At 63.4% G+C, this 23,419-nt stretch carries 19 protein-coding genes; 7 read left to right on the forward strand and 12 right to left on the reverse strand.

The features are described from left to right. The first annotated feature begins 147 nt into the window (after positions 1-147). Positions 148-2,385, forward strand: coding sequence for a mannose-1-phosphate guanylyltransferase/mannose-6-phosphate isomerase (locus A3AU_RS0114745; protein ID WP_027053526.1), 2,238 nt, complete (start codon positions 148-150; stop codon positions 2,383-2,385). A gap of 25 nt (positions 2,386-2,410) precedes the next feature. Here the strand turns inward: A3AU_RS0114745 and A3AU_RS0114750 are convergent, their stop codons facing one another. The 6 genes from A3AU_RS0114750 to betI all read right to left on the reverse strand — a co-directional run bounded on the left by A3AU_RS0114750 (position 2,411) and on the right by betI (position 9,359). After that, a complete protein-coding gene (locus A3AU_RS0114750) occupies positions 2,411-2,938 on the reverse strand; it encodes a dihydrofolate reductase family protein (RefSeq protein ID WP_209444650.1) in 528 nt (175 codons plus the stop codon). 130 nt (positions 2,939-3,068) lie between these two features. Next, positions 3,069-4,532 (reverse strand): betaine-aldehyde dehydrogenase, encoded by a 1,464-nt coding sequence (gene betB, locus A3AU_RS0114755; RefSeq protein WP_027053528.1) that lies wholly within the window; start codon positions 4,530-4,532, stop codon positions 3,069-3,071. Positions 4,533-4,596: 64 nt separating this feature from the next. Beyond that, positions 4,597-6,249, reverse strand: coding sequence for a choline dehydrogenase (betA, locus tag A3AU_RS0114760; protein WP_027053529.1), 1,653 nt, complete (start codon positions 6,247-6,249; stop codon positions 4,597-4,599). Further along, positions 6,242-7,246 carry a threonine/serine dehydratase gene (locus A3AU_RS0114765; RefSeq protein ID WP_032917389.1) on the reverse strand — a complete coding sequence of 335 codons (1,005 nt, stop codon included), beginning with the start codon at positions 7,244-7,246 and terminating at the stop codon, positions 6,242-6,244. The genes betA and A3AU_RS0114765 overlap by 8 nt, the downstream gene beginning before the upstream one ends. Beyond that, the gene (gene betC, locus A3AU_RS0114770; RefSeq protein WP_027053531.1) at positions 7,243-8,772 is read right to left on the reverse strand and encodes a choline-sulfatase; all 1,530 of its coding nucleotides are present in this window, start codon (positions 8,770-8,772) and stop codon (positions 7,243-7,245) included. The genes A3AU_RS0114765 and betC overlap by 4 nt, the downstream gene beginning before the upstream one ends. Further along, the gene (betI, locus tag A3AU_RS0114775; RefSeq protein WP_027053532.1) at positions 8,769-9,359 is read right to left on the reverse strand and encodes a choline-binding transcriptional repressor BetI; all 591 of its coding nucleotides are present in this window, start codon (positions 9,357-9,359) and stop codon (positions 8,769-8,771) included. The genes betC and betI overlap by 4 nt, the downstream gene beginning before the upstream one ends. 197 nt (positions 9,360-9,556) lie before the next feature. Here betI and A3AU_RS0114780 point away from each other — a divergent pair, with 197 nt between their 5' ends. Together A3AU_RS0114780 and A3AU_RS0114785 are read left to right on the forward strand one after the other, a co-directional pair. Beyond that, a complete protein-coding gene (locus A3AU_RS0114780) occupies positions 9,557-10,723 on the forward strand; it encodes an acetyl-CoA acetyltransferase (RefSeq protein WP_027053533.1) in 1,167 nt (388 codons plus the stop codon). A gap of 125 nt (positions 10,724-10,848) precedes the next feature. After that, a complete protein-coding gene (locus tag A3AU_RS0114785; RefSeq protein ID WP_027053534.1) occupies positions 10,849-11,853 on the forward strand; it encodes an asparaginase in 1,005 nt (334 codons plus the stop codon). A gap of 9 nt (positions 11,854-11,862) precedes the next feature. Here the strand turns inward: A3AU_RS0114785 and A3AU_RS0114790 are convergent, their stop codons facing one another. After that, a complete protein-coding gene (locus A3AU_RS0114790) occupies positions 11,863-13,239 on the reverse strand; it encodes a TIGR03808 family TAT-translocated repetitive protein (protein WP_027053535.1) in 1,377 nt (458 codons plus the stop codon). 113 nt (positions 13,240-13,352) lie between these two features. On the opposite strand from A3AU_RS0114790, the gene greA reads away from it, so the two are divergent. Then, positions 13,353-13,826 carry a transcription elongation factor GreA gene (gene greA, locus A3AU_RS0114795; RefSeq protein ID WP_027053536.1) on the forward strand — a complete coding sequence of 158 codons (474 nt, stop codon included), beginning with the start codon at positions 13,353-13,355 and terminating at the stop codon, positions 13,824-13,826. Here greA and A3AU_RS0114800 read toward each other — a convergent pair. The 4 genes from A3AU_RS0114800 to A3AU_RS0114815 all read right to left on the reverse strand — a co-directional run bounded on the left by A3AU_RS0114800 (position 13,823) and on the right by A3AU_RS0114815 (position 18,069). Then, on the reverse strand, positions 13,823-14,206 hold the full coding sequence (locus A3AU_RS0114800) for a type II toxin-antitoxin system death-on-curing family toxin (protein WP_027053537.1): 384 nt from the start codon (positions 14,204-14,206) through the stop codon (positions 13,823-13,825). The genes greA and A3AU_RS0114800 overlap by 4 nt on opposite strands. Next, positions 14,203-14,424: an AbrB/MazE/SpoVT family DNA-binding domain-containing protein gene (locus A3AU_RS0114805; RefSeq protein WP_027053538.1), complete on the reverse strand. Its 222-nt coding sequence runs from the start codon at positions 14,422-14,424 to the stop codon at positions 14,203-14,205. The genes A3AU_RS0114800 and A3AU_RS0114805 overlap by 4 nt, the downstream gene beginning before the upstream one ends. 82 nt (positions 14,425-14,506) lie before the next feature. Further along, the gene (scpA, locus tag A3AU_RS0114810; protein WP_027053539.1) at positions 14,507-16,630 is read right to left on the reverse strand and encodes a methylmalonyl-CoA mutase; all 2,124 of its coding nucleotides are present in this window, start codon (positions 16,628-16,630) and stop codon (positions 14,507-14,509) included. After that, positions 16,627-18,069 (reverse strand): methylmalonyl-CoA mutase subunit beta, encoded by a 1,443-nt coding sequence (locus tag A3AU_RS0114815; RefSeq protein ID WP_027053540.1) that lies wholly within the window; start codon positions 18,067-18,069, stop codon positions 16,627-16,629. Before A3AU_RS0114815 ends, scpA begins: the two co-directional genes overlap by 4 nt. 306 nt (positions 18,070-18,375) lie before the next feature. On the opposite strand from A3AU_RS0114815, the gene A3AU_RS0114820 reads away from it, so the two are divergent. Then, entirely contained in the window at positions 18,376-19,923 is a 1,548-nt protein-coding gene (locus tag A3AU_RS0114820) for a helicase HerA-like C-terminal domain-containing protein (RefSeq protein ID WP_027053541.1), read from the forward strand. A gap of 22 nt (positions 19,924-19,945) precedes the next feature. Here A3AU_RS0114820 and A3AU_RS0114825 read toward each other — a convergent pair whose 3' ends face one another. Then, a complete protein-coding gene (locus A3AU_RS0114825; protein WP_027053542.1) occupies positions 19,946-20,983 on the reverse strand; it encodes a LacI family DNA-binding transcriptional regulator in 1,038 nt (345 codons plus the stop codon). A 286-nt stretch (positions 20,984-21,269) separates the two neighbouring features. On the opposite strand from A3AU_RS0114825, the gene A3AU_RS0114830 reads away from it, so the two are divergent. Both A3AU_RS0114830 and A3AU_RS0114835 read left to right on the forward strand, forming a co-directional pair. Continuing rightward, positions 21,270-22,289: a sterol desaturase family protein gene (locus A3AU_RS0114830; RefSeq protein WP_027053543.1), complete on the forward strand. Its 1,020-nt coding sequence runs from the start codon at positions 21,270-21,272 to the stop codon at positions 22,287-22,289. Positions 22,290-22,383: 94 nt separating this feature from the next. Continuing rightward, a complete protein-coding gene (locus A3AU_RS0114835) occupies positions 22,384-23,364 on the forward strand; it encodes a sugar ABC transporter substrate-binding protein (RefSeq protein ID WP_027053544.1) in 981 nt (326 codons plus the stop codon). The last annotated feature ends 55 nt before the right edge of the window (positions 23,365-23,419 follow it).

Here is a 23,419-nt window from a genome sequence, read left to right on the forward strand (position 1 = left end):
AAGCGGCAATGGCAGCCCTTCTGTCGCATTTCGTCGCCTTTTCCCGCAAGTATGGATGGTATCGCAGTGCACGGCCAATCGGATTAACACCGCTTAAGGCTTGTGTGCTAGCAACCGGGCACCAAGAGGCTTCCGAGCGAGACCGAAATGACCCAGCGAATTGTCAGTTTTGTCATGAGCGGCGGTGTCGGCTCGCGGCTTTGGCCGCTGTCGCGTGAGGACAATCCCAAGCAGTTCCACGATCTGTCCGGCGACGGCTCCATGCTGGCCAAGACCTTGCGCCGGCTGACGGCAAGGTCGGGCGGTGAAACACCGATCTTCCTGATCGCCTCGGAGCGCCATGCCGACCGTGTCCATGCCGACCTTGCCGGCCTCGATCTCGCCGGTGGTGGTCCGCTGTTCGAACCGATCGGCCGCAATACCGCCGCCGCCGTCGCGCTGGCGACCCTGCGCACTTTGTCCGAATTCGGCGATAGCCTGGTGCTGGTGGTGCCGTCGGACCATGAGATCGCCACCGCGCGCCAATTCTGGCAGAGCGTCGAGGCCGGTGCCGAGGCGGCGCGCGCCGGCCAGTTGGTGGTGTTCGGCATCAAACCGACACAGCCCGAGACAGGCTATGGCTATATCGAGGTCGCATCCGAAAGCGGCGGCACCTTCGACGTGTCGCGCTTTTTCGAAAAGCCGGATCTTGCCACCGCGCAAAGCTATCTCCAGGCCGGAAATTTCTATTGGAACACCGGTATTTTCCTGTTTCGGGCCGGCGCCATGCGCGACGCCTTCGCGGCTTTCCAGCCCGACATCTGGCGGGCCACCGAGGCCGCCTACAAGGCTGCGACATCGGACCTCTCCGGCCTCTACATGCCGCTGGAACTCTACGCCGCCATCCCGTCGAACTCGATCGACTACGCCATCATGGAGCAGGCAAAAGACATCGCCATGGTGCCGGCCAGCTTCCGCTGGAACGATCTCGGCTCCTGGCAGTCGCTGCTCGATGTCGGCCCCGCCGATGATCAGGGCAATGTCATTGTCGGCGATGTCGTCGCCATCGATTGCGAAAACTCCTACATCCGCAGCGACGGTCGCCTGCTGTCGGCGATCGGCATGAAGGACGTCGCCATCGTCTCAACCGCCGACGCCACTTTCGTCGCACCGGTCAGCCACAGCCAACACGTCAAGAAGATTGTCGAGCAGCTCGAAAAGTCGGGCCGGCTGGAAACCAGGTTCACGCCGGCGCATGACCGCGTCATCGAAAGCGGCGCCTGGCGGCGGCGCGTGCGTCATTGGCTGTTCCAGGAGACCTTGCCGCTATGGTCGACATCAGGCGTCGACGAACGCCATGGCGGTTTTTATGAGGCGTTGGGTTTCGATGCCTCGCCGCTGATGAAGCCCAAGCGCATGCGCACACAGGCGAGACAGGTCTATGCCTTCGCCGTCGCCCGGGCGCACGGCTGGGATGGTCCGGCCGATCGGCTGATCAGCCATGGCATCGAGTTCATGGCCAGGCAGGGCCGCACCAATAATGGCGGCTGGGTACGCACGCTGAATGTCGACGGCTCGGTCGCCGACGCAACCGAGGATGCCTACGATCACTCCTGCGTGCTGTTGGCGCTGGCGCATGCGCATATGTCGGGCAATCCGGATGCCTCGCGGCTCGGCGAGGAGACCTTCGCCTTTCTCGATGCGCATCTCGAGGATCATCGCATGACCGGCTTCCTCGAAACATCGGACGGGGAGGGCGAGCGGCACTCCAACCCGCACATGCATTTGCTCGAAGCTTTCCTGGCCTGGCACCAGGCAACCGGTGAGCGTACCCATCTGCGCCGCGCGGCGCGCATCATCGATCTCTTCCGCAGCCATTTCTTCGACTGGGAGAGCTGGACGCTGGGCGAATATTTCGATGACGAATGGAAGCCGTCAGCCGGCGAGAAGGGGACTTGGACCGAGCCCGGCCATCACTTCGAATGGGCTTCGCTTCTGGTCGATTTCGCCGGCCGCAGCGGTCAGGCCGAACTGAGCGGTTTCGCCAGGAAACTCTATGCCTCGGCCGTCGCCAATGGCCTCAACCGCGCCACCGGCCTTGCCTATGGCGCCGTCTCCCGGCAGGGGCTGCCGCTGGACCTGATCTCGCGCAGCTGGCCACAGGCCGAAGCGGTCAAGGCGGCAATTGCGCTGGATGGCTCGGGCGGACCTGATCTCAAGCCGGAGATCGAGGAACGCGTCGGCCGACTGTTCCGCTGGCACATCGACCCGGCGCCGCTCGGCCTGTGGATCGACCGCATCGACGAACGCGGCCGCTCGCTGGCGTCGGACGTGCCCGCCAGCATCTTCTACCATCTGGTCTGCGCGCTGACGCAGTATCTGGATGGGACGACGGAGAAAAGGTGAGACGATGCCTGCGCGATAAGCTGGTTCAGCCGGGGGCGTAGACGCGAAGCATGGTGCCATTGTCGTAAGCGGCTGTCACGAGGACGTTCAGCGTGAGTGCGGCCGCCAAACCGCTGAATAGGGGTTTGCCACCGCCATAGGCGACTGGCCGAGTCAGGATGACGTACTCATCTATCAGCCCTGCCTTCGACAATGCCTGAGCGAAACCTGCGCCACCCCATGCGATGATTTCGCCGCCGCGCTGTTTTTTCAATCTAGAGATTTCCTCGTGTAGATCACCTTTCGCAATAGTGGAATCTGGCCACGTCGCCTCCTTCAGGGTTTTCGAAAAGACGACCTTAGGGATGTCATTCATAGGCTCGGCATACGCATCGTCCGATTTTTGCCAGTACGGCCCCATTTCCTCGTAGCTGACGCGCCCCATGATGTGTGTTCCAGCGCGACGTATGCGATCCAGTTTCCAGCGCTTGAGTTCTGCCGGTTCAGGAGAACCGCCCGTCGGCATTCCTTCCGGCCCCACCACATATCCGTCGATCGACATGGTCATGATCAAGACAACTTTTCGCATGGTGGTCCTCAGTTCGACTACCTCCGCCGTAGTCGACTAGCGATAAGTAAGTCGGCCCAGCGCCCCCTGGCGCGCTCGCTAGCCGTAGCCATGGAGAAAGAGTCCGTTTGCCCAGTCAGTAAGGCGATGCCACATCCCCGGTCTCGACATAGATCGACTTCAGCTGCGAATAGAGCGCCAGCGCGGCAAGTGAGTTCTCGCGCCCGATGCCTGACTGTTTGAAGCCGCCGAAGGGGATTTCCACCGGCGTCAGATTGTAGGCATTGATCCAGCAGGTACCAGCCTGCAGTTCGGCAATGACACGGTGGGCGCGCGGCAGGTCGCGGGTGAAGACGCCGGCGGCGAGGCCGAATTCGGTGTCGTTGGCGCGGTCGATCACCTCGTCCTCGCCGTCGAATTTCAGCACGCTCATGACGGGCCCAAAAATCTCCTCGCGCGCAATGCGCATGGTATCGGTGACGCCGGTGAACACCGTCGGCTCGACGAAGAAGCCGCCGTCAAACCCCTGCAGCGAGGGCACGTTGCCGCCGCAGGCCAGAACAGCGCCGTCCTGCTTGCCGACCTCGATATAGCCAACCACTTTCTCGTGCTGCGCCTTCGACACCAGCGGTCCCATCTGCGTCTCGGGGTCGAGCGGATCCCCGATGCGGATCTTCTTCGTCCGCTCTACCAGCCGTTCGACGAAGCGGTCGTGGATGCGACTCTGCACGAAGACACGCGTGCCGTTGGAGCAGATCTGGCCGGTGGAGTAGAAATTTCCGAGCATGGCGCCGCCGATGGCGTTCTCGATATCGGCGTCGTCGAAGACGATCAGCGGCGACTTGCCGCCGAGCTCCATGGTGGCGTGCTTCATCTTCGAGCCGGCAAGCGACAGCACCTTGCGCCCGGTCGGCACCGAGCCGGTGACCGAGACCTTGGCGACGACATCATGTCCGACAAGGCCTGCGCCGACATCGCCATAGCCTTGCACGACGTTGAACAACCCGTCCGGCAGGCCGGCCTCGCTATAGATCTCGGCCAGCGCCAGGGCCGACAGCGGCGTGTTTTCCGACGGCTTGAACACCATTGCATTGCCCATGGCGAGCGCCGGGGCGGATTTCCAGCCTGCAATCTGGATGGGATAGTTCCAGGCGCCGATACCGACGCAGACGCCGAGCGCCTCGCGCCGCGTGTACGCGAAGGGCCCGCCGAGATCGACCGCTTCGCCATTGTAGGCGGCGACGGCGCCGCCGAAATATTCAAGGCAGTCCGCGGCGGAAGGTGCATCCGACACCAGCGTTTCCTGGATCGCCTTGCCGGTGTCGAGCGTCTCGATGCGGGCGAGGTCGGCGTTGCGGGCACGCAGAATGTCGGCGGCGCGGCGCAGGATGCGCCCGCGCTCGACCGGCTTCAGCCGCGCCCAGGCGGGCTGTGCGGCGCGGGCGGCCTCGATGGCGAGTTCGAGCACATTCGGCGTCGCCGAACGCAACATGGCGATGGTCTCGCCGGTTGCCGGGTAGATAACCGGCAGCGGCGCGCCTTGTTCGTCGTCGATGTAGCGTCCGTTGACATAGTGCGATGCCGTGGGCTGGGCGCGCATGGGAGGTCTCCAAATGATCTGCGCCCCCAAAATGGGCGGTTCACTCTGTCAGGCGGATCATGTCCTATCTGTCCGACGCCTGCCAGCGCGGATTGATCCATGGTTCCTGGTTGGACGGCGCCAGCGGTGTGCGGCCAAGAATGTGGTCGGACGCCTTCTCCCCAGTCATGATCGATGGCGCATTGAGATTGCCATTGGTGACGCGCGGGAAGATCGAGGAATCGGCGACCCGCAGGCCATCGACGCCGATGACCCGGCATTCCTGATCGACGACACTCATGATGTCGTCGGCGCGGCCCATCTTGCAGGTGCCGCAGGGATGATAAGCGCTTTCGGCATGATCGCGAATGAAGACATCGAGATCGTCGTCCGACTGGACGTGGCTGCCCGGCGAGATCTCCTTGCCGCGATAGGCGTCGAACGCCGACTGGCCGAAGATTTCGCGGGTCAGCCGGATGCAGTGGCGGAACTCGGTCCAGTCGTCCGGATGCGACATGTAGTTGAAGCGGATCACCGGCTTAGCCTGCGGGTCCGGCGAGCGCAGCGTCACCGAGCCGCGTGATTTCGACCGCATCGGTCCGACATGCGCCTGGAAGCCGTGCGACTTCGCGGCTGCCTTGCCGTCATAGCGCACCGCGGCCGGGATGAAATGGTACTGGATATCGGGATAGTCGACACCGGCGCGCGAGCGCACGAAGGCCGCCGCCTCGAAATGATTGGTGGCGCCGAGACCCGACTTGAAGAACAGCCACTGCGCGCCGATGAGCGCCTTCGAGAACGGGTTCAGCACCGAATTCAACGTGATCGGCTTGGTCGATTCCTGCTGAATGTAGAGTTCCATATGGTCTTGCAAATTGCGGCCGACGCCGGGCCGGTCGGCGACGACGGCGATGCCGTTTTCGCGCAAATGCTCGGCTGGCCCGATGCCGGACAGCATCAGGATTTTGGGCGAATTGATAGACGACGCGGCGACGATCACTTCACGTCGCGCCTTAACGACCTGAATCTGTTTGTTAGCTTCGATTTCGACGCCGACGGCGCGATGATTCTCGATGATCACCCGGCGGGCGAAACCCTTGACCAGGCTGACATTCCTGCGTTTGAGAGCCGGCTTCAGATAGGCGCTCGCTGCCGACCAGCGGCGGCCGCCATGGATGGTCTGCTCCATCGGCCCAAAGCCTTCCTGCTTGGAGCCGTTGTAGTCGTCGGTCAGCTCGAAGCCGGCCTGGCGGCCCGCCTCGACGAAGGCGCCGTAGAGCGGATTCTTGCGCGAGCCGCGCTGCACATGCAGCGGGCCACCATGTCCGCGCCAGCCATCCTCGCCACCGTCATTGTCTTCCATGCGCTTGAAATAGGGGAGGACGTCGGCGAAGCCCCAGCCTGTCGCGCCTTGCTCGGCCCAATGGTCGAAGTCGCGCGCATGGCCGCGCACATAAACCATGCCGTTGATCGAGGACGAGCCGCCGATCACCTTGCCGCGCGGCGTCGCCAGCACGCGGCCGCCGAGATGCGGCTCCGGCTCGCTGGCAAAGCCCCAGTCGTAGAGGCTCATGTTGAGCGGAATCGACAGCGCCGACGGCATCTGGATCAGCGGTCCCATGTCGCTGCGCCCGAACTCGATGACGATGACCGAATGCTTGCCGTCCTCCGACAGGCGATAGGCCATGGCCGAGCCGGCCGAGCCGGAGCCGATGATGACGAAATCCGCTTCAAGCATGGTTCATATGCGCCATAAAATCGGCGAGCGAGACATTGCCGCCAGTTGCAACCACAAGGACGGTCTTGCCCTTCACGTCCACCTTGCCACCGAGCAGCGCCGCCAGCGACGCAGCCCCTGACGGCTCCAGCACCAGCTTCATCCGCTCGAAGGCTATCTTCATTGCCCGCCGCACCGATTGATCGTCGACGGTGATGCCGCGAACACCGGCGGTCTTGACCGCGGCGAACGGGGCGTCTCCCGGCCGTCGCGACATCAACCCGTCGCAGATCGATTTCGGGCCGATCGGCATCGTCTCGATGCTTCCATGTGCCAGCGACGAACCCATGCCGTTGAAACCCTCCGGCTCGACGCCGATGATCTCGGTGGCGGGCGACAGGTAGTGGAAGGCAAGCGAAACGCCGCCGATCAGCCCGCCGCCACCGACCGAGCAGAACAGCAGGTCCGCGTGGGCGTCCTTGGCCTCGAGCTGGTCGAGCGCTTCGAGCCCGGCCCCCGCCTGGCCGGCGACGATCTCGGGATCGTCGAAGGGATGCAGCAGGGCCAGACCTTCCGTCTCGGCAATCTCGCGCGCCTTGGCGGCGGCGACCTCTTCGCGCGCGCGCTCGCCATGGTCGGTCAGCACGACGCGCGCGCCATAGCCGGCGGTCGCGTCACGCTTGGCGGCCGGCGCATCGATCGGCATGACGATGGTGACCGGAATGCCGAGCGCCTGGCCGGCGGCGGCCAGCCCTTGCGCGAAATTGCCGGAGGAGTAGGCGACGACGCCCTTCCTGGCCTCGTCGGCCGAAAGCCGCTTCAGCCGCCAATAAGCGCCGCGTATCTTGAACGACCCTGCCCATTGCAGCGATTCCGGCTTGATGAAGACGCGCGCCGCACCGGTCTCTCGGGCGAGTGCAGCCGATTCCAGCAAAGGCGTTATCTGCGTCGCCCGGGAGGTGACGGCATAGGCCTGTTTGAGATGATCGAGGGAGGGGACGAGAAGGTCTGCCATCATTCGCCTCGCGGAAAGCGTTTCTGCTCTTCGAGCACGTTGAGATCCATGTGGTTGCGCATGTAGCGCTCCGAGGCCTTCTGCAGCGGCTGGAACTCCCAGGGGTAGTGCGTGCCGTTTCGCAACGCCGGATAGACCACCCAGCGCCGTGCCTGGCTGGCCCGCACGGCGGCGTCGAAGGTGGCCATGTCCCAGCGTGCGCGGACTTTTTCCAGGAAAGCCGCCACCAGATCCGCATGGGCCGGATCGGCGGCGAGGTTGTTCAACTCGTGCGGATCGGATTCGACATCATAGAGTTGCGGCGGATCGATCTCGCAGTGGATGAACTTGTAGCGGCTGTCGCGGATCGCCACCAACGGCGCGTTGGAGCCTTCGGCCGCATATTCCATTAGCACCGGTGCGGTGCGTTCCTTGCCTTCGAGTAGCGGCAGCAGCGACTGACCATCGGTCCATGGCGCGATGGCGCTCATGTCGATGCCGGCCAGGTCGCACAGCGTGGGCGTCACATCGAGGTTGGAGACCGGTGCGGTAATCAACCCGGCCGGCACGCCCTTGCCGGCGATCATCAGCGGCACCCGCGCCGAGCCCTCGAAGAAGCACATCTTGAACCACAGGCCGCGCTCGCCGAGCATGTCGCCATGGTCCGAGCAGAACAGGATGATCGTGTCGTCGAGCATGCGCGTGCGCTCGAGCACCGACAGCAATTCGCCGACCTTGTCGTCGAGATAGGACATGTTGGCGAAATAGCCGCGTCGCGAGCGGCGAACCTGCTCGGCCGCGATGTCGAAACTGTCGTAGTCTGAAGCCTTGTAGAGCCGCTGCGAATGCGGGTCCTGCTTGTCGTAGGGGATGAAGCCAATCTCAGGCTCCAGAGCGGGACAGTCCTGATAGAGGTCCCAATATTGCCGACGGGCCACATAGGGGTCGTGCGGATGGGTAAAGGAGACGGTCAGGCACCAGGGCCGATGCGCGGCATCGTCGGAGACGCGGGCGAAGTCGTAGAGCTTCTGCACGGCATGGAAGGCGACCTCGTCGTCATATTCCATCTGGTTTGAGATTTCGGCGACGCCGGCACCGGTCACCGAGCCCAGATTGTGATACCACCAGTCGATGCGTTCGCCGGGTTTGCGGTAGTCCGGCGTCCAGCCGAAATCGGCGGGATAGATATCGGTGGTCAGCCGCTCCTCGAAGCCGTGCAATTGGTCGGGTCCGACGAAATGCATCTTGCCCGACAGCACGGTTTGGTAGCCGTCGGCGCGCAGATGATGGGCAAAGGTGGGGATCGACGAGGCGAATTCGGCGGCGTTGTCATAGACCTCGGTGCGCGAAGGCAACTGGCCGCTCATGAACGAGGCCCGGCCCGGCGCGCACAGCGGCGAGGCGGTGTAGTTGTTCCTGAAACGTGCCGACCGCGCCGCGAGCGCTTTGAGGTTTGGCGTATGCAGGAAATCCGCCGGCCCATCGGGAAAAAAAGTCCCGTTGAGCTGATCGACCATGACGATCAGGAAATTGGGTCGCTTGGTTGTCACTGTTGATGCCGTCCGCCGAGTTTGGTTTCGAGATAATCTTCGACCAGCGCGATCGCCGTCGCGGCGTCGGGTACGCCGTCCTTCAGCGCCCGTCTGATATAGAGCCCGTCGATCATCGCCGCCGTCGCTTCGGCGGCCCGGTCGGCCTCGGCCCTGGGCAGGATGCCGGTCAGGCCGCTCATCAGGTTCGAATGTAGCCGCCGCGCATAGACCCTGAGCAGCCGGCGAAGCGCCGATGACTTCTGCGCCTCGACATAGAAGGCGAGCCATGCGGCGATGGTTTCGGGCTGGAACTGGATGTCGGAGAAGTTGACGGCGACCACGGCCGAGACGCGTTGGCGCGGCGACGTGGCGGATTGCAGGGCGCGGCGCATGTCTGTGGTCAGCTCGGCCAGTATGTGCCGCATCGTTGCCAACAGCAGCTCGTCCTTGGCGCCGAAATAGTGATGGGCAAGCGCCGAGGACACGCCGGCGCGCCCAGCGATCTCGGACATGGTCACGTCAAGCGAGCCGCGTTCGCCGATCGCCGAGATCGTCGCGTCGATAAGCGCTTTGCGGCGCAGTGGCTCCATTCCGATTTTAGGCATGCCGTTCCCGATTTTTGCGGGGAGATTATTTTTTATTGACGGGTCAATCAACAAAAAATCGACATAGCCCGACCTGTACCAAACGATTGTCTTGTTCCGGCCCTTCACGGCTCGGGCAAGAATGTTTATATTTGAACAATAACGCCGAAGTGCGCCCAGAGCCTCATGGAAGGCTGGTGCCAAGGATGGAGACCGCCATGACCGCATGCATCGTCGGCTGGGCGCATTCGCGCTTCGGCAAGCTCGAAGGCGAGACGCTCGAAAACCTGATCGTCAAGGTCGCGACGGACGCGCTTGACCATGCCGGCATCGGTCCGGACGAGGTCGATGAGATCGTTCTTGGCCATTTCAACGCCGGCTTTTCGGCGCAGGATTTTACCGCCAGCCTGGTGCTGCAGGCCGACGACCGGCTGCGTTTCAAGCCGGCGACGCGCGTTGAGAACGCCTGCGCCACGGGATCGGCGGCGGTTCGGCAAGGCATCCGCGCGATCGACGCCAACGCGGCCCGCATCGTGCTGGTGGTCGGCGCCGAGCAGATGACGACGACGCCCGGGCCGGAGATCGGCAAGAACCTGCTGAAAGCGTCCTATCTGCCTGAGGACGGCGAGACGCCGGCCGGCTTTGCCGGTGTCTTCGGCAAGATCGCACAGGCCTATTTCCAGCGTTATGGCGATCAGTCGGATGCGCTGGCCATGATCGCCGCCAAGAACCACAAGAACGGCGTCGACAATCCCTATGCGCAGATGCGCAAGGATTTCGGCTACGAATTCTGCCGCCAGGAGAGCGAGAAGAACCCGTTCGTTGCCGGGCCGCTCAAGCGCACGGACTGCTCGCTGGTCTCGGATGGTGCAGCGGCCCTTATCCTTGCCGATACCGGGACGGCGTTGAAGATGCGCCGTGCGGTTGCCTTCCGCGCCAACGAGCATGTGCAGGATTTCCTGCCGATGTCGAAGCGCGACATCCTGGCCTTCGAAGGCTGCGAGCAGGCCTGGACCCGGGCGCTGAAGAACGCCGGCGTCACGCTCGACGATCTCTCCTTTGTCGAAACGCATGACTGCTTCACCATCGCCGAGCTGATCGAATATGAGGCGATGGGTCTGGCCAAGCCGGGCGAGGGCGCCAAATTGGCGTTGGACGGCACGACGGCCAAGGACGGCCGCCTGCCGGTCAATCCCTCCGGTGGGCTAAAGGCCAAGGGCCATCCGATCGGCGCCACCGGCGTCTCCATGCATGTCTTGACGGCCATGCAGCTTGTCGGCGAAGCCGGCGGCATCCAGGTGCCGGGCGCAAAACTCGGCGGCATCTTCAACATGGGCGGCGCGGCCGTCGCCAACTACGTTTCCATTCTCGACCGGATCAGATAAACCGCCCAGCATTACAGCGCCGCGCGCCTTTTGGGGCGCGCAGAGGACGCTGTAACACTTTAATTTTGCGCATGATCCATTTCGAAAATCGGTTCCGATTTTCGAGGTCATGCGCTGGAGGTGACATGGCAAATCCCGTTTTGATCGAAGTTCTGCGCGGCGCGATCGTGGAGAGCGCCCATCGCGGTGCCGTCGCGGTCTTCGATGCCGATGGCAAGCCGGTCTGGGAGATCGGTGACACTTCGAGGCCTGTTTTTCCACGCTCGGCGGTCAAGGCGATCCAGGCTTTGCCTCTCGTCGAAACGGGTGCCGCCGATGCCTATGGCTTCGGCAACCGCGAACTGGCGCTGGCCTGCGCGTCGCATTCCGGTGAGCCGGCACATGTCGAACTGGCGCGGTCCATGCTGGCCAAGGCGGGATTGGACGGTTCGGCGCTGGAGTGCGGCACGCATTGGCCCTCGAACCACGACGCCGAGATCGCCCTCGCGCGTGCCGGCGGCTCGCCAAATGCGCTGCACAATAATTGCTCTGGCAAGCATTCCGGCTTCCTCTGCACCTGTGTCCACACGGGCATCGCGCACCACGGCTACGTCAAGGCCGGGCACGCCTTGCAGGAGATGGTGCGCGACGCCATGCAATCGGTTACCGGTGCTGTCCATGGCGCGGATGAGCGGGCGACCGATGGTTGCTCGATCCCGACCTATGCCGTGCCGCTCAGGAGTTTCGCACTTGGCTTCGCCCGCATGGCCACGGCGAATGGTTTTGGTCCCGAACGTGCCAAGGCGGCGAAGCGTTTGTTTGCGGCCTGCATGGCCGAGCCCTTCTTCGTCGCCGGCACTGGCCGTGCCGATGTCGCTTTGATGGAAGCAGCGCCCGGCCGGATCTTTGCGAAAGGCGGGGCCGAAGGTGTCCACTGCAGCGCGATACCTGAACTCGGCCTCGGCATCGCGATCAAATGCGATGATGGCGCCGGCCGCGCCGGCGAGGCCATGGCAGCCGCCGTGCTTGCCCGGCTGCTGCATGCGGACGAGGCCCTGGCGGCAAAGCTGCATAAATTGGCGAACGCGCCGATCGAAAGTCGGATCCGCGCCAAGGTCGGGTCGCTGAGGCCGACCCCAGCCTTGAACTGAAGTCGGCAATCAGCTGACGCGGTTGCGCTCGACGGTCAGATGCGCAAAGCCGCTGCTGCTCGACTGGGTGAGGTCTGCCGTCGCTGGCTCGGCCCAGCGCTGGCCGATGACGGCGCCATTCAGCGCGCCGTCGATGACATTGTCCGAGATGACGGCCGTGCCGGCACCCTCGACCACGCTGACGACGATGCCGGTGCCAGCCTTGCGGATGATGTTGCCCGTGGCGACGACATTGCGCAGATAAGGCCCCCAGCCGATCGACATGCCGTAGAGCGGCGCGTTCTCGACGACGTTGTTGGAAGCGATGGTGTCGGCCTCGACGGCGATGCCGACGCCGAAGCCGGGCGGATCGGCGGTGTAGGGACCGCTGGTCGACAGATTGCGCACGATGTTGCCGGAGCAGACACCCATGCGGCCACCTTCGTTGAAGTTGACGATCGAAATGCCGTTGGCCGCGCCGTCGACGATGTTGTTGCCGATCACGGCGCCCTCGAACGCGAATTCGGAATAGACCGCGGTCTCGCCCGAGCGCGAGCAGGTGTTGCCCGAAATCTGCAGATTGCTGGAACTGTTGGCGCGGATCGCCGAGAAGGCGCAATCCGAGACGACATTGCCCGAGATGATGACGTTACCAGCGCGGAAGGCGTTGATGCCATTGCCGTTCTGGCCGGTCCCGCCGCTGCGCGCGCCGATGCGTTCGACACGGTTGCCGGTCACCATGGTGCCGTCTTCGGCCGCCTGCCAGCGATGCACGAGGATGCCGCCATTGGCACAGTCGGAGACGGTGTTGCCCGTGATCGCCAGTCCAGCCGCCTCGACCGAATAGATGCCTGCGTCCGCCGCGCCGGATATGTCGGAGCGTTCGATGCGGCCCGCCGCGTGTTCCAGCGCCAGTCCATTCTTGCCGCTGCCGGTTATCTGGCAATTGTCGACGACCAGATGGCCAACCCGGCGCAGATCGAGCAGCCCTTGCGCATAGTCGCCCATCGAACGGTTCGCGCCGTCGAAGACCAGCCCGCTGAGTTCGATGTGGTCGGCCTGTTCGGCCATGAACAGGTGGCCGTCGCCGCCATAGACGATCCGCGTGGCGCCCGGGACGCCGGAAAGACGCAAGCGGCTGGGCAAGGAAAGGTTGGACACCACATAGGTGCCCGCCGGCAGGAACACCGGTATGTTACGGTCGTTCGCGTCGCGCAGCAGCTTGGCGAAGGCCTTGCTCTGGTCGTCGAAGGTGCCAGGCTGCACGCCAAGTTCGGTGGCGTTGATCGAGCCGCGCATCGAGGCTTTTTCGATCCCGGTCAGGCTGGCGGCAGCCGCTCTGCCGAGCGCGAGGCCAATGACGGCAAAGCCGGCGGTTCCGGTCAGTAGTGTTCGTCTGTTCAACATCGGCACAGAATCCCAGTGTCGCCCCCGGCGTCGCAGGAATCGTGCCAGACGTTTGCACCTGTTCTGCGCGACCATGGCTTGTCGACCAGCCGCTCAAGGCCTAGGTTCAGGGGATGAGCAGAGCTTTTACCCGCGAAGAAGACAGCGAAAACGCCATTGCCGGCGTCGGCGAGCGGCCGATCAGCACGCACCGCAATCTGGTGACGGAGCGCGGCCTGGCGCAGATCGAGGACAATCTGACCGATTTGCGCGACGTTCTGGCGAAAGCGGAGAGGAAAGCCGACCGCGAGCGCATCGCGGTGGTGTCTCGCGATCTGCGCTACTGGACGGCGCGGCGCGAAAACGCCGAGCTTTCCGTACCGGAGCCCGGCAGCGACGTTGTCCGCTTCGGCATGGGCGTCACGCTGGAAGGCGATGACGGCAAGAAGGTGCACTGGAAGATAGTCGGCGAGGACGAGGCCGATCCCACCAAAGGCAGTATTTCGCATGTTTCGCCGATGGCGGTGGCCCTGTTCGGCAAGAAGGTCGGCGACGTGGCTGCCGTCAATGGCAAGGAATGGGAAATCGTCAAGCTCTCGGACAGTTAGTCCTCAACGACATGGTCGCGGAAGAACGCGGCGGCACCCGCTTCATCGATCTCGCCTGAAGCGACGGCCATGACGAACTCATAGAGCGTGCCGTTGTCGGCTGTCAGGACATAGCCGTTCACGATCAGAAACGCGCCGGCGGCCACGATGGCAGTCCGCTTGTTGCCGTCGACAAAGGCATGGTTCCTGGCAATGCCAAACGCATAGGCGGCTGCAAGATCCTCGACCTTAGGATCTCCATAATTGGCCTTGTTCTCGGCACGAGCGAGCGCAGATTCGAGAGCGTTTTCATCTCTTAACCCTTGCGCTCCGCCATGTCTGCGCAACTGCTCGGCATGCATTGCTTCAACCGCGCGCCGGGTCAGGAACTCCCATCTCATTCGGCGAGCTTCTGAAGTGCGACCTTGTATTTGTCCATGACCTTGCGGGCAGCTTCCATCTGCCGCTCGAAACTGTCGTCCACCGGCTCGAGGGTAATGCCCTTGTCCGTCTCGACGATCTGAAGTTGATCACCCGCCTTCATGTTCAGGCGGTCAAGCAGATCCTTAGGCAGGATCACGCCTTCGGAATTGCCGATCTTGCGAATGGTAGTGTTCATGGCGCTGCATCCCTGTTGCAACGCTAATTATAACGCAACGTCTTGGGTGTAGCAATGGCCGTGGTAACGGCCATTATAACGGTCACCCAACCGCCAGCAGTCGGTCCATCAACCGGTCCGCCGCTTCCGGAATTACAGTACCTGGCGGAAAGATTTCCGCCGCGCCGGCTTGCAGCACCGCCTCATAGTCCTGAGGCGGGATGACGCCCCCAGCCACGATCAGCATATCGCCCCGGCCGAGTTTTTTCAGCGCGTCGCGCAATTCGGGGATCAGCGTCAGGTGCCCAGCCGCCAGCGACGAGGCGCCGATGATATGGACGTCGTGCTGGACCGCCAGTTTCGCGATCTCTTCCGGTGTCTGGAACATCGCGCCGACAGTAACGTCGAAGCCGAGATCGGCGAAGGCGGTGGCAATCACCTTCTGCCCGCGGTCGTGGCCGTCCTGTCCCATCTTGGCAACGAGGATGCGCGGTTTGCCGCCGTTTTTCTTCTCGAAGGCGCCGAGCTTGTCCTGCAGCCCGTCGACAACGGGACTGTCGCCAAGCGCCTTGCGGTAGACGCCGGAAATGGTCTGCACCGTGGCGATGTGGCGGCCAAAGGCTCGTTCGAGCGCGAACGAAATCTCGCCGACTGTCGCATTGGCGCGCGCGGCGCGGATGGCGAATTCCAGGAGGTTCTCGTTGCCTTGCGCGGCGCGGGTCAGCGCATCGAGCGCGCTTTCGACCGCGGCGACCTCGCGCGTGCCTTTCAGCCGCTGCAGCTTCGACAATTGCCGGGCCCTGACCTCGGAATTGTCTATTTTCAGCACGTCGACCTCGATGTCGTTCTCCGGACGGTGCGCATTGACCCCGACCAGCATCTGCTCGCCGGAATCGATGCGCGCCTGCGTGCGTGCCGCCGCTTCCTCGATGCGCAGCTTTGGAATGCCCTGTTCGGTCGCCGCCGCCATGCCACCGAGAGCCTCGACTTCCTCGATATGGGTCAGCGCCCGCGTCGCCAGGTCATGCGTGAGCCGTTCGAGGTACGCCGACCCGCCCCACGGATCGATGATGCGCGTGGTGCCGGATTCCTTCTGCAGGATGAGCTGCGTGTTGCGGGCAATGCGTGCCGAATGGTCGGTGGGCAGCGCCATCGCCTCGTCGAAGGAGTTGGTGTGCAGCGACTGGGTGTGCCCTTGAGTCGCGGCCATCGCCTCGATCATGGTGCGGATGATGTTGTTGTAGGGATCCTGTGCCGTCAGCGACCAGCCGGACGTCTGGCAATGGGTGCGCAGCGACAGCGAGCGCTCGTCCTTCGGCGCGAAATTCTTCTTCATCAGCGTCGCCCACAGCAGGCGCGCGGCCCTGAGCTTGGCCACTTCCATGAAGAAGTTCATGCCGATCGCCCAGAAGAAGGACAGGCGCGGCGCGAAGCGGTCGATGTCGAGTCCTGCCGCGACACCGGCGCGGGCATATTCGATACCGTCGGCAATCGTGTAGGCGAGCTCCAGGTCGGCGGTCGCGCCGGCTTCCTGCATGTGATAGCCGGAGATCGATATCGAATTGAACTTCGGCATGTTCTTCGACGTGTAGGAGAATATGTCCGAAACGATCCGCATCGAGGGTTTGGGCGGGTAGATGTAGGTGTTGCGGACCATGAACTCCTTCAGAATGTCGTTCTGAATGGTTCCGGCCAGATCCTTCTGCGCCACGCCCTGTTCTTCCGCCGCGACGATATAGAGCGCCATGATCGGCAGCACGGCGCCGTTCATCGTCATCGACACCGTCATGTCGCCGAGCGGAATGCCGTCGAACAATTGCCGCATGTCGAGGATGGAATCGATGGCGACGCCCGCCATGCCGACATCGCCGGCGACGCGCGGATGGTCGCTGTCATAGCCGCGATGCGTGGCGAGATCGAAGGCGACCGATAGGCCTTTCTGGCCGGCGGCGAGATTGCGCCGGTAAAAGGCGTTGGATTCCTCGGCCGTGGAGAAACCGGCATATTGCCGGATCGTCCAGGGCTGCTGGACATACATGGTCGGGTAGGGGCCGCGCACGAAGGGCGGCAGGCCCGGATAGGTATCGAGATGCGGCAGGCCCTTGAGGTCGCCCTGATTGTAGAGATGCCTGACGACAAGACCTTCCGGTGTCGTCCGCTGGCCCTTGATCTCGACCGGTGCGCGGCGCGGCGGCACCCAGCCGATCTGACTGAAATCCGGGATCAAGAGACGGCCCCGACGGATTGATCGATGCGGGCCGCAAACAGCGGTTCGCACAGGACGACGCCTTCGGCGAAAGCGGGCCGCGGCACGGCGTCCAGCGTCTCGACCGGACGCTCGCTCCTCTGTGGATAGAGCGTGGTGCCGATGATCGCCCGCTCGCCGGTCTTGAAGGCGGCGTCGCGACGGGCGGCGGCGGCGCGAACGCGTGCCTGGATATGTCCGTCCCGCAGGCTGGACAATATGCCTCCCTCGGCCTCGATCATCTGCAGCTCCGCCCACGCGGCTTCGCAAAGGTCCGCCGTCAGCGCCTCGACCGCGCCCGAACCATAGGCGGGATCGGCGACATGATCGACATGGCTTTCATTGGCCATGATCAGCTGCGCGTTGCGCGCGACGCGGCGGGCAAAAGGCGCCGGCAGGCCGTGCGCGATCGTATGCGGCAGGATTGAGATCGAATCTGCTCCCCCCGCCGCGGCGGCGAAGCAGCCGATCGTCGTGCGCAGGATGTTGGTCTCCGGGTCCAATGCCGTCATCATCCGAAATGATGTCTCGGCATGGATGTTGGCCGTGGAATAGGGGATCGAGCAGGCCTCCTGCACGCGTGCCCACAGCCGGCGCAGCGCCCGCACCTTGGCCATCGACAGGAACTGGTCCTGATCGACGCTGAGCGCGAAGCCGATATGGGGTGCGGCATAGACGAGCGGCTGCCGCGCTTTCTCGAACATCCTGAGATACGAGACCGCCGAAGCCAGCATGATGCCGAGCTCCTGCGCCTCCGTGGCGCCGGCATTGTGGAAGACGCGCCCGTCGGCTTCCAGCAGCACGCCGGGAACGCCCATCGAGAAGAAATGCGCCAGCGATTGCGGCATCGATTCCTGCAGCGCCTCGATCGACATGCGCAACCTGCCGGTGCCGGCAAGGATCGCGGCTGGATCGATGCCGAACGACAGGTTGAGCTTTGCCGGATCGGAGCGGCGTTTGCTCAGGAACGCCACCAGCCAGTCGGCCATGGGCCGGCTCCACGGGTGGGTGTCGATGCGGATCTGGACCCGATTGAGAGGGACGCCATCCAGCACTGTCTCCAGCGCTTGCGCGGTTCTGGGCAGGCCGTAGCCGAACGCGTTGGGAGCGCCTTCGAAGACGAGCGACAGTCCCGTCGCGCCCTGCGCTATATCATCCAGGACCTGAGCCTTGGCGCGATCGACATCAGGATCGTCGACGCGCTGGCTGACGATCCACGGCGAGCGGGGATTCGTGCGCACGATCGGTTCGGCAGCGGTCGCACGGTCGTAGAGCGGCTCGATGCGGATGTTGTCGTCGGTGTGCGAAACCAGCTTTTCCTCGAAGGACGCGCCGGCCAGCGCCTTTTCCGCCAAGGCCAGCCAACGCTGGCGCTCCGCGTTCACAGGTTCAGCATCCTTGGTCAAGGCTCCGGCGCCCATCCATCTTCCTCGTTCATGTGGCCGCACCAGCCCGGCGGCTCAGTCTACGGTCCCCGGTCGGTTATCGCAATGCACGACCAGGGTTCGAATGCGTTCCACCAGATATAGGTCGCTTGGTTGGACGAACCATGAACGATTGCCAAACACCAGCAAAATCCGCAAGTTCCAAAATCCGATTTCGGCGACTGACCCGATTTGGACGATAGGCCCCGGTTGGACAATTATCATTGTCGCTGCGCAACAGCCTCACTATACCTTCGGGCAAAGGCTGGCTTTTGACACATCAATATTGCGGAGACCCTGGTTATGGCTGACGACACCAGTATTTTCATCGGCGCCAGCCGCAAGCCCGACGACAGCTATCAGCGTGCCGAGCAGCTTCTGTTGCAATACGGGAATCGCCATGGCCTGGTGACCGGCGCCACCGGCACCGGCAAGACCGTCAGCCTGCAGATCCTGGCCGAAGGTTTTTCGAATGCCGGCGTGCCGGTGTTCTGCGCCGACATCAAGGGCGACCTGTCCGGCATCGCCATGATGGGCACGGCGCAGGATTTCCTGGTCAAGCGGGCCGCGCAGGTCAAGCTCGATCCCTACGACTTCCAGGAATTCCCCGTCATCTTCTGGGACCTGTTCGGCGAGCAGGGCCATCCCATCCGGGCGACCATCTCGGAGATGGGACCGCTGCTGCTGTCACGGCTGATGAACCTGACGGACGCGCAGGAAGGCATCATGAACATTGCCTTCCGCATTGCCGACGAAGAGGGCCTGCTGCTTCTCGACCTCAAGGACCTGCAGGCGCTGCTTGCCAACATCGCCGAGCGCGCCGAAGAGATCAGCGCGCGCTACGGCAATGTCACCAAGCCATCGGTGGGTGCCATCCAGCGCACGCTGCTGGTGCTGGAACAGCAGGGCGCGGCCAACTTCTTCGGCGAGCCGGCATTGCGCATCTCCGACATCATGCGCACCACGCGTGACGGTCGGGGCGCCGTCAGCGTGCTCGCCGCCGACAAGCTGATGATGAATCCGCGCCTCTACGCGACCTTCCTGCTCTGGCTGATGTCGGAGCTGTTCGAGGAACTGCCGGAAGTCGGCGATCCTGACAAACCGAAGCTGGTGTTCTTCTTCGATGAGGCACATCTGCTCTTCGACGAGGCGCCGAAAGTGCTGATCGACCGCGTCGAACAGGTGGTCCGCCTGATCCGCTCGAAAGGCGTCGGTGTCTATTTCGTCACGCAGAACCCCTTGGATATTCCCGAGAAGGTCCTGGCCCAGCTCGGCAATCGCGTCCAGCACGCGCTGCGCGCCTATACGCCCCGTGAGCAGCAGGCGGTTCGGACGGCTGCCGAAACGTTCCGCCCCAATCCCGATTTCGATTGCGCCACCACCATCACCCAGCTTGCCACCGGCGAGGCGCTGGTCTCGACGCTGGAAGCCAAGGGCGTTCCGTCCATGGTGCAGCGCACGCTGATCCGTCCGCCGTCCTCGCGGCTTGGACCCATAACTCCCGCCGAGCGGCAAAAGCTGATCGCGGAAAGCCCGGTCGCCGGCCAGTACGACGAGGTCATCGACCGCGAATCGGCCTTCGAGATGCTGCAGAAGAAAGCCAAGGACGCTCAGGACGCCGACCAGCAGGCGCAACAGGCAGGCACCGGTGGCTCGCGCTGGACCATTCCTGGCTTCGGCAATGACGATCCCGCACCGCAGTCGGGCGGCCGCCGCGCGCCGGCGCCGCGCCCCTCCAACCGCCAGACGGTGGCGGAAGCGGCGATCAAGTCGGTCGTTCGTTCTGTCGGCTCGTCGGTCGGCCGGGCGATCGTGCGCGGAATTTTGGGAAGCCTGTCGCGGGGGCGTTAAGCCAAGCCAGGGCCGCAGCTCACTAGATGTTCTCGCGGGTGTAGATCTCGAAGGGCAGAATGCTTGTAAAATTGCCGCCTTCGTTCCGTGCCGCCACCGCGCGGACCATGCCGGCCAAGGTCTCTTGCGCCATGCGGGCAAGCGGGTGCGAGATGATGAAGGTCAGCGTGCCGTCGAGTAGCGCCGGGCGGGTCGACTCCATCAATTCATAGCCAACGACGACGAGGCTTCCGGCTCTGCCGGTGGAGCGCAGCGCCGCAATGGTGCCGGTGATACCGCCGCCGGCGACATAAAGGCCGGACAGATCCGGGTTGTCGTTCAGCAGCTTTTCAGTCATCTCCTGCGCGATGGCGCTGGATTCGAAGGTCAGCAGCGGCTCCAGCAGTGTGAAATCAGGGGCGTGCTCGCGGAAATAGGAGCGGAAGCCGCTCTCATTCATCTCCTGGCAGCGGTACCGGTGATTGCCGACGAGGATGCCGAGCTTGCCGGGCGCCTTGCAGACATGCTCGAACACCCAGGCCGCCGTGCGGCCGACCTTCCAGCCGTCCAGCCCGATGTAATGAACCTGACCCGCCGCCGAGATCTGCGAGATCAGCGCAAAGACCGGCACGTTGCGGGCCTGCAACGCGTCGACCGCCTGGGTGACCAGCGGATGGACGGCGGTGACAACGCCGACGACATCGCATTCGGCACCGAGCGTCAGCAGGCGCGCTCCGACATTCTGCGGCGACAAATCGTCGAGAAACTCGATGCGCAGCTCTATCTCGCAGTCGGGCATGGTCGGCGCCACCGCGCGCAGCGCCTCGGCGATGTTTCGGTAGAAGGCGCGGCCGGGCTGGTGCAGCAGGAAACCGAACCGGTAATGCGGCCGGGCCGCCGCTATGCGGCTGCGCAACGCGCCCATGCCGTAGAAGCCGATCTGCTCGGCCGCCAGCCTGACGCGCTCTCGCGTGCCTTGGCGGACAGCGCCAGCACCGCTCAGCACCCGGTTGACGGTGGCCACCGAAACATTCGCCTCGGCGGCGACATCCCTGATCGTCGGCCGCTTGCTCTGATCCATTTCGTCTCATCCGCTTGTAGCAATTGATACGAAAATATCATTCATCGCGCCAAATTGATATGAATGACACAATCCATTTGGAACAAACATTCTATTCTTGATTCATTTTGGATCAAGATGTTTATCTCGTCAAAAGTAAGCAAGGCGGACGCACCGCCAGCCCAGGGACAGCAGCAGCATAGCGCAGACGGGTTTTCGCCCACCGCTCAAAGGCGGTGTGAGGCAGCGTGCGCGTGCGGCCGATCCCAAGGCACAGCGGGTGCGGCATTGCGGGTGGAGGAATTGCATGGACGATCTCAAATACGGCGTGCGCGACAAGCGCGGCGACTGGAAGCCGAACGGGCGCATCGAGGGCGCGCCGCTATGGAACTGGCCGCCCAGGCTGCCGAAGATCCTGGCATGGCTGCCCGGCTACATCTGGCCGTGGAACGCCTTCCACATGGCCACGGCGCTGATCTACTGGTTCTATATCGTGCCTGGCGTCGAGACGATGAAGATGATCAGCTGGGGCTGGGCGCTGTGGCTCTATGCCGTCAACGCGGCGGCGATCCTCGTCTTCTACGGCATCTTCGAGCTGCGCTATTACATCAGGCGCATCCAGGCGACGCGGTTCAAATACAACCACAAATTCCCCGGCGATGCGCCGTCCGACGTGTTCTGGTTCCAGAGCCAGAACCTCGACAATTTCCTGCGCTCGTTCTTCATCACCATCCCGTTGTGGACGGTCGTCGAAGTCGTTTTCCTCTGGTGCTTTGCCAATGGCTACGTGCCGTGGGTCGGCTGGTCGGATCATCCGGTCTATCTCGCGGCCCTGGTGCTGGTCGCGCCGGCCATCCACGAGGTGCATTTCTTCTTCATCCACCGCCTGATCCATTGGGGGCCGCTCTATCGCTGGATACATTCGGTCCACCACAATTCGATCAATCCCTCGCCCTGGTCGTCGCTGTCGATGCATCCGGTGGAAGGGTTTCTCTACCACGCGGTTGCCTTCTGGCACCTCATCATCCCGTCCAATCCGATCGTCGCGCTGTTCCAACTGCATGTCGCAGGCTTCGGCGCCGTCAATGGCCATCTCGGCTTTGACAAGCTGGAAGTGACCGAGGACACGGCCGTCAACAGCCACGCCTACACGCACTACCTGCACCACAAATATTTCGAGGTGAACTATGGCGGCGACGGGCTGATCCCGCTCGATCGGTGGTTCGGCACCTGGCACGACGGCACCCGAGAGGGCGAAGCCATGATGGACGCCCGCTTCCAGAAAAGGAGGGAACGCATGAACGCCAAGGCCGCGGCGAACCATTGATCACATGACACGGCGCGCAATCGGGAGAGGTGCGCGCCTGCGGATGAATTCAATTTTCTAAACCCATCTGACGACGGCAACCGGGAGGAATGAAATGAAAACGATCACGAAACTGCTAACGGCGATCATGCTTACGGGCGTGGCGGCGATATTCGCCACGTCGGCAATGGCTGACGGCGCGAAGATCTTCGTCATCGGCGGCAAGGCGGACGACCCGTTCTGGTCGAAGGTCAAGAAGGGCGCCGACGATGCCGGCAAGGTCGCCGAACTGACCGGCGGCTCGGTGACCTGGCTCGGTCCGCAGAACTACGACAATCTCGGCCCGGACGCGGCCAAGCTGATCCGTACCGCGCTCAGTCAGAAGCCGAGCGCCATTGTCGGCCCCGACTGGGTGCCGGAGGCCATGGACGACGCCTTCAAGGAGGTCGTTGCGGCCGGCGTGCCGCTCATCATCTACAATTCCGGTGGCATGGATGCAGCCAAGCGGCTCGGCGCCATGAATTATGTCGGCAATGAAGAATACGCGGCCGGCCTGGGTGGCGGCGCCTATTACGGCAGCCATGGCGCCAAGAACGTGCTGTGCGTCAACACCTTGCCGGGTGCTACCAACACCGAGGACCGCTGCAAGGGCATAGCCGACGCCATTGCCAAGAGCGGCGGCAAATCCAGCCAATTGCCGCTGCCTTCGTCCAGCTTCGGCAACCCGACAGCCGTCGCCGAGGCGATCAAGGCCGCCGTGCTGAAGGACAACACCGTCGACGGCGTCATCACCATTAGTGCAGGCGACGCCAACAGTGCCGCCAACGCCATCAGCCAGGCCAATGCCGGCGACAAGGTCAAGCTCGCTTCCTTCGACATGGACGAGACCGGGCTGCAGCGTATCAAGGCCGGCACGCAGATGTTCGCGGTCGACCAGCAGCCCTATCTGCAGGGCTATCTCGCGGTGTCGTTGCTGAATGGCTTCGTCAACTACGGGCTCGACCTGCCGACCAAGCCGGTACTGACCGGACCGGGGATCGTCGACGCCGCCAATGTCGACGCGACGATGGCAGGTGCGGCGGCCGGCGCTCGTTAGCTTCTACAGACAGAGTGTCCGGCCCATCCGCGCGGGCCGGACATCATCTGCCACG

The sequence above is a fragment of the Mesorhizobium erdmanii USDA 3471 genome, from assembly GCF_000472705.1.
Classification (GTDB): Bacteria; Pseudomonadota; Alphaproteobacteria; order Rhizobiales; family Rhizobiaceae; genus Mesorhizobium; species Mesorhizobium erdmanii.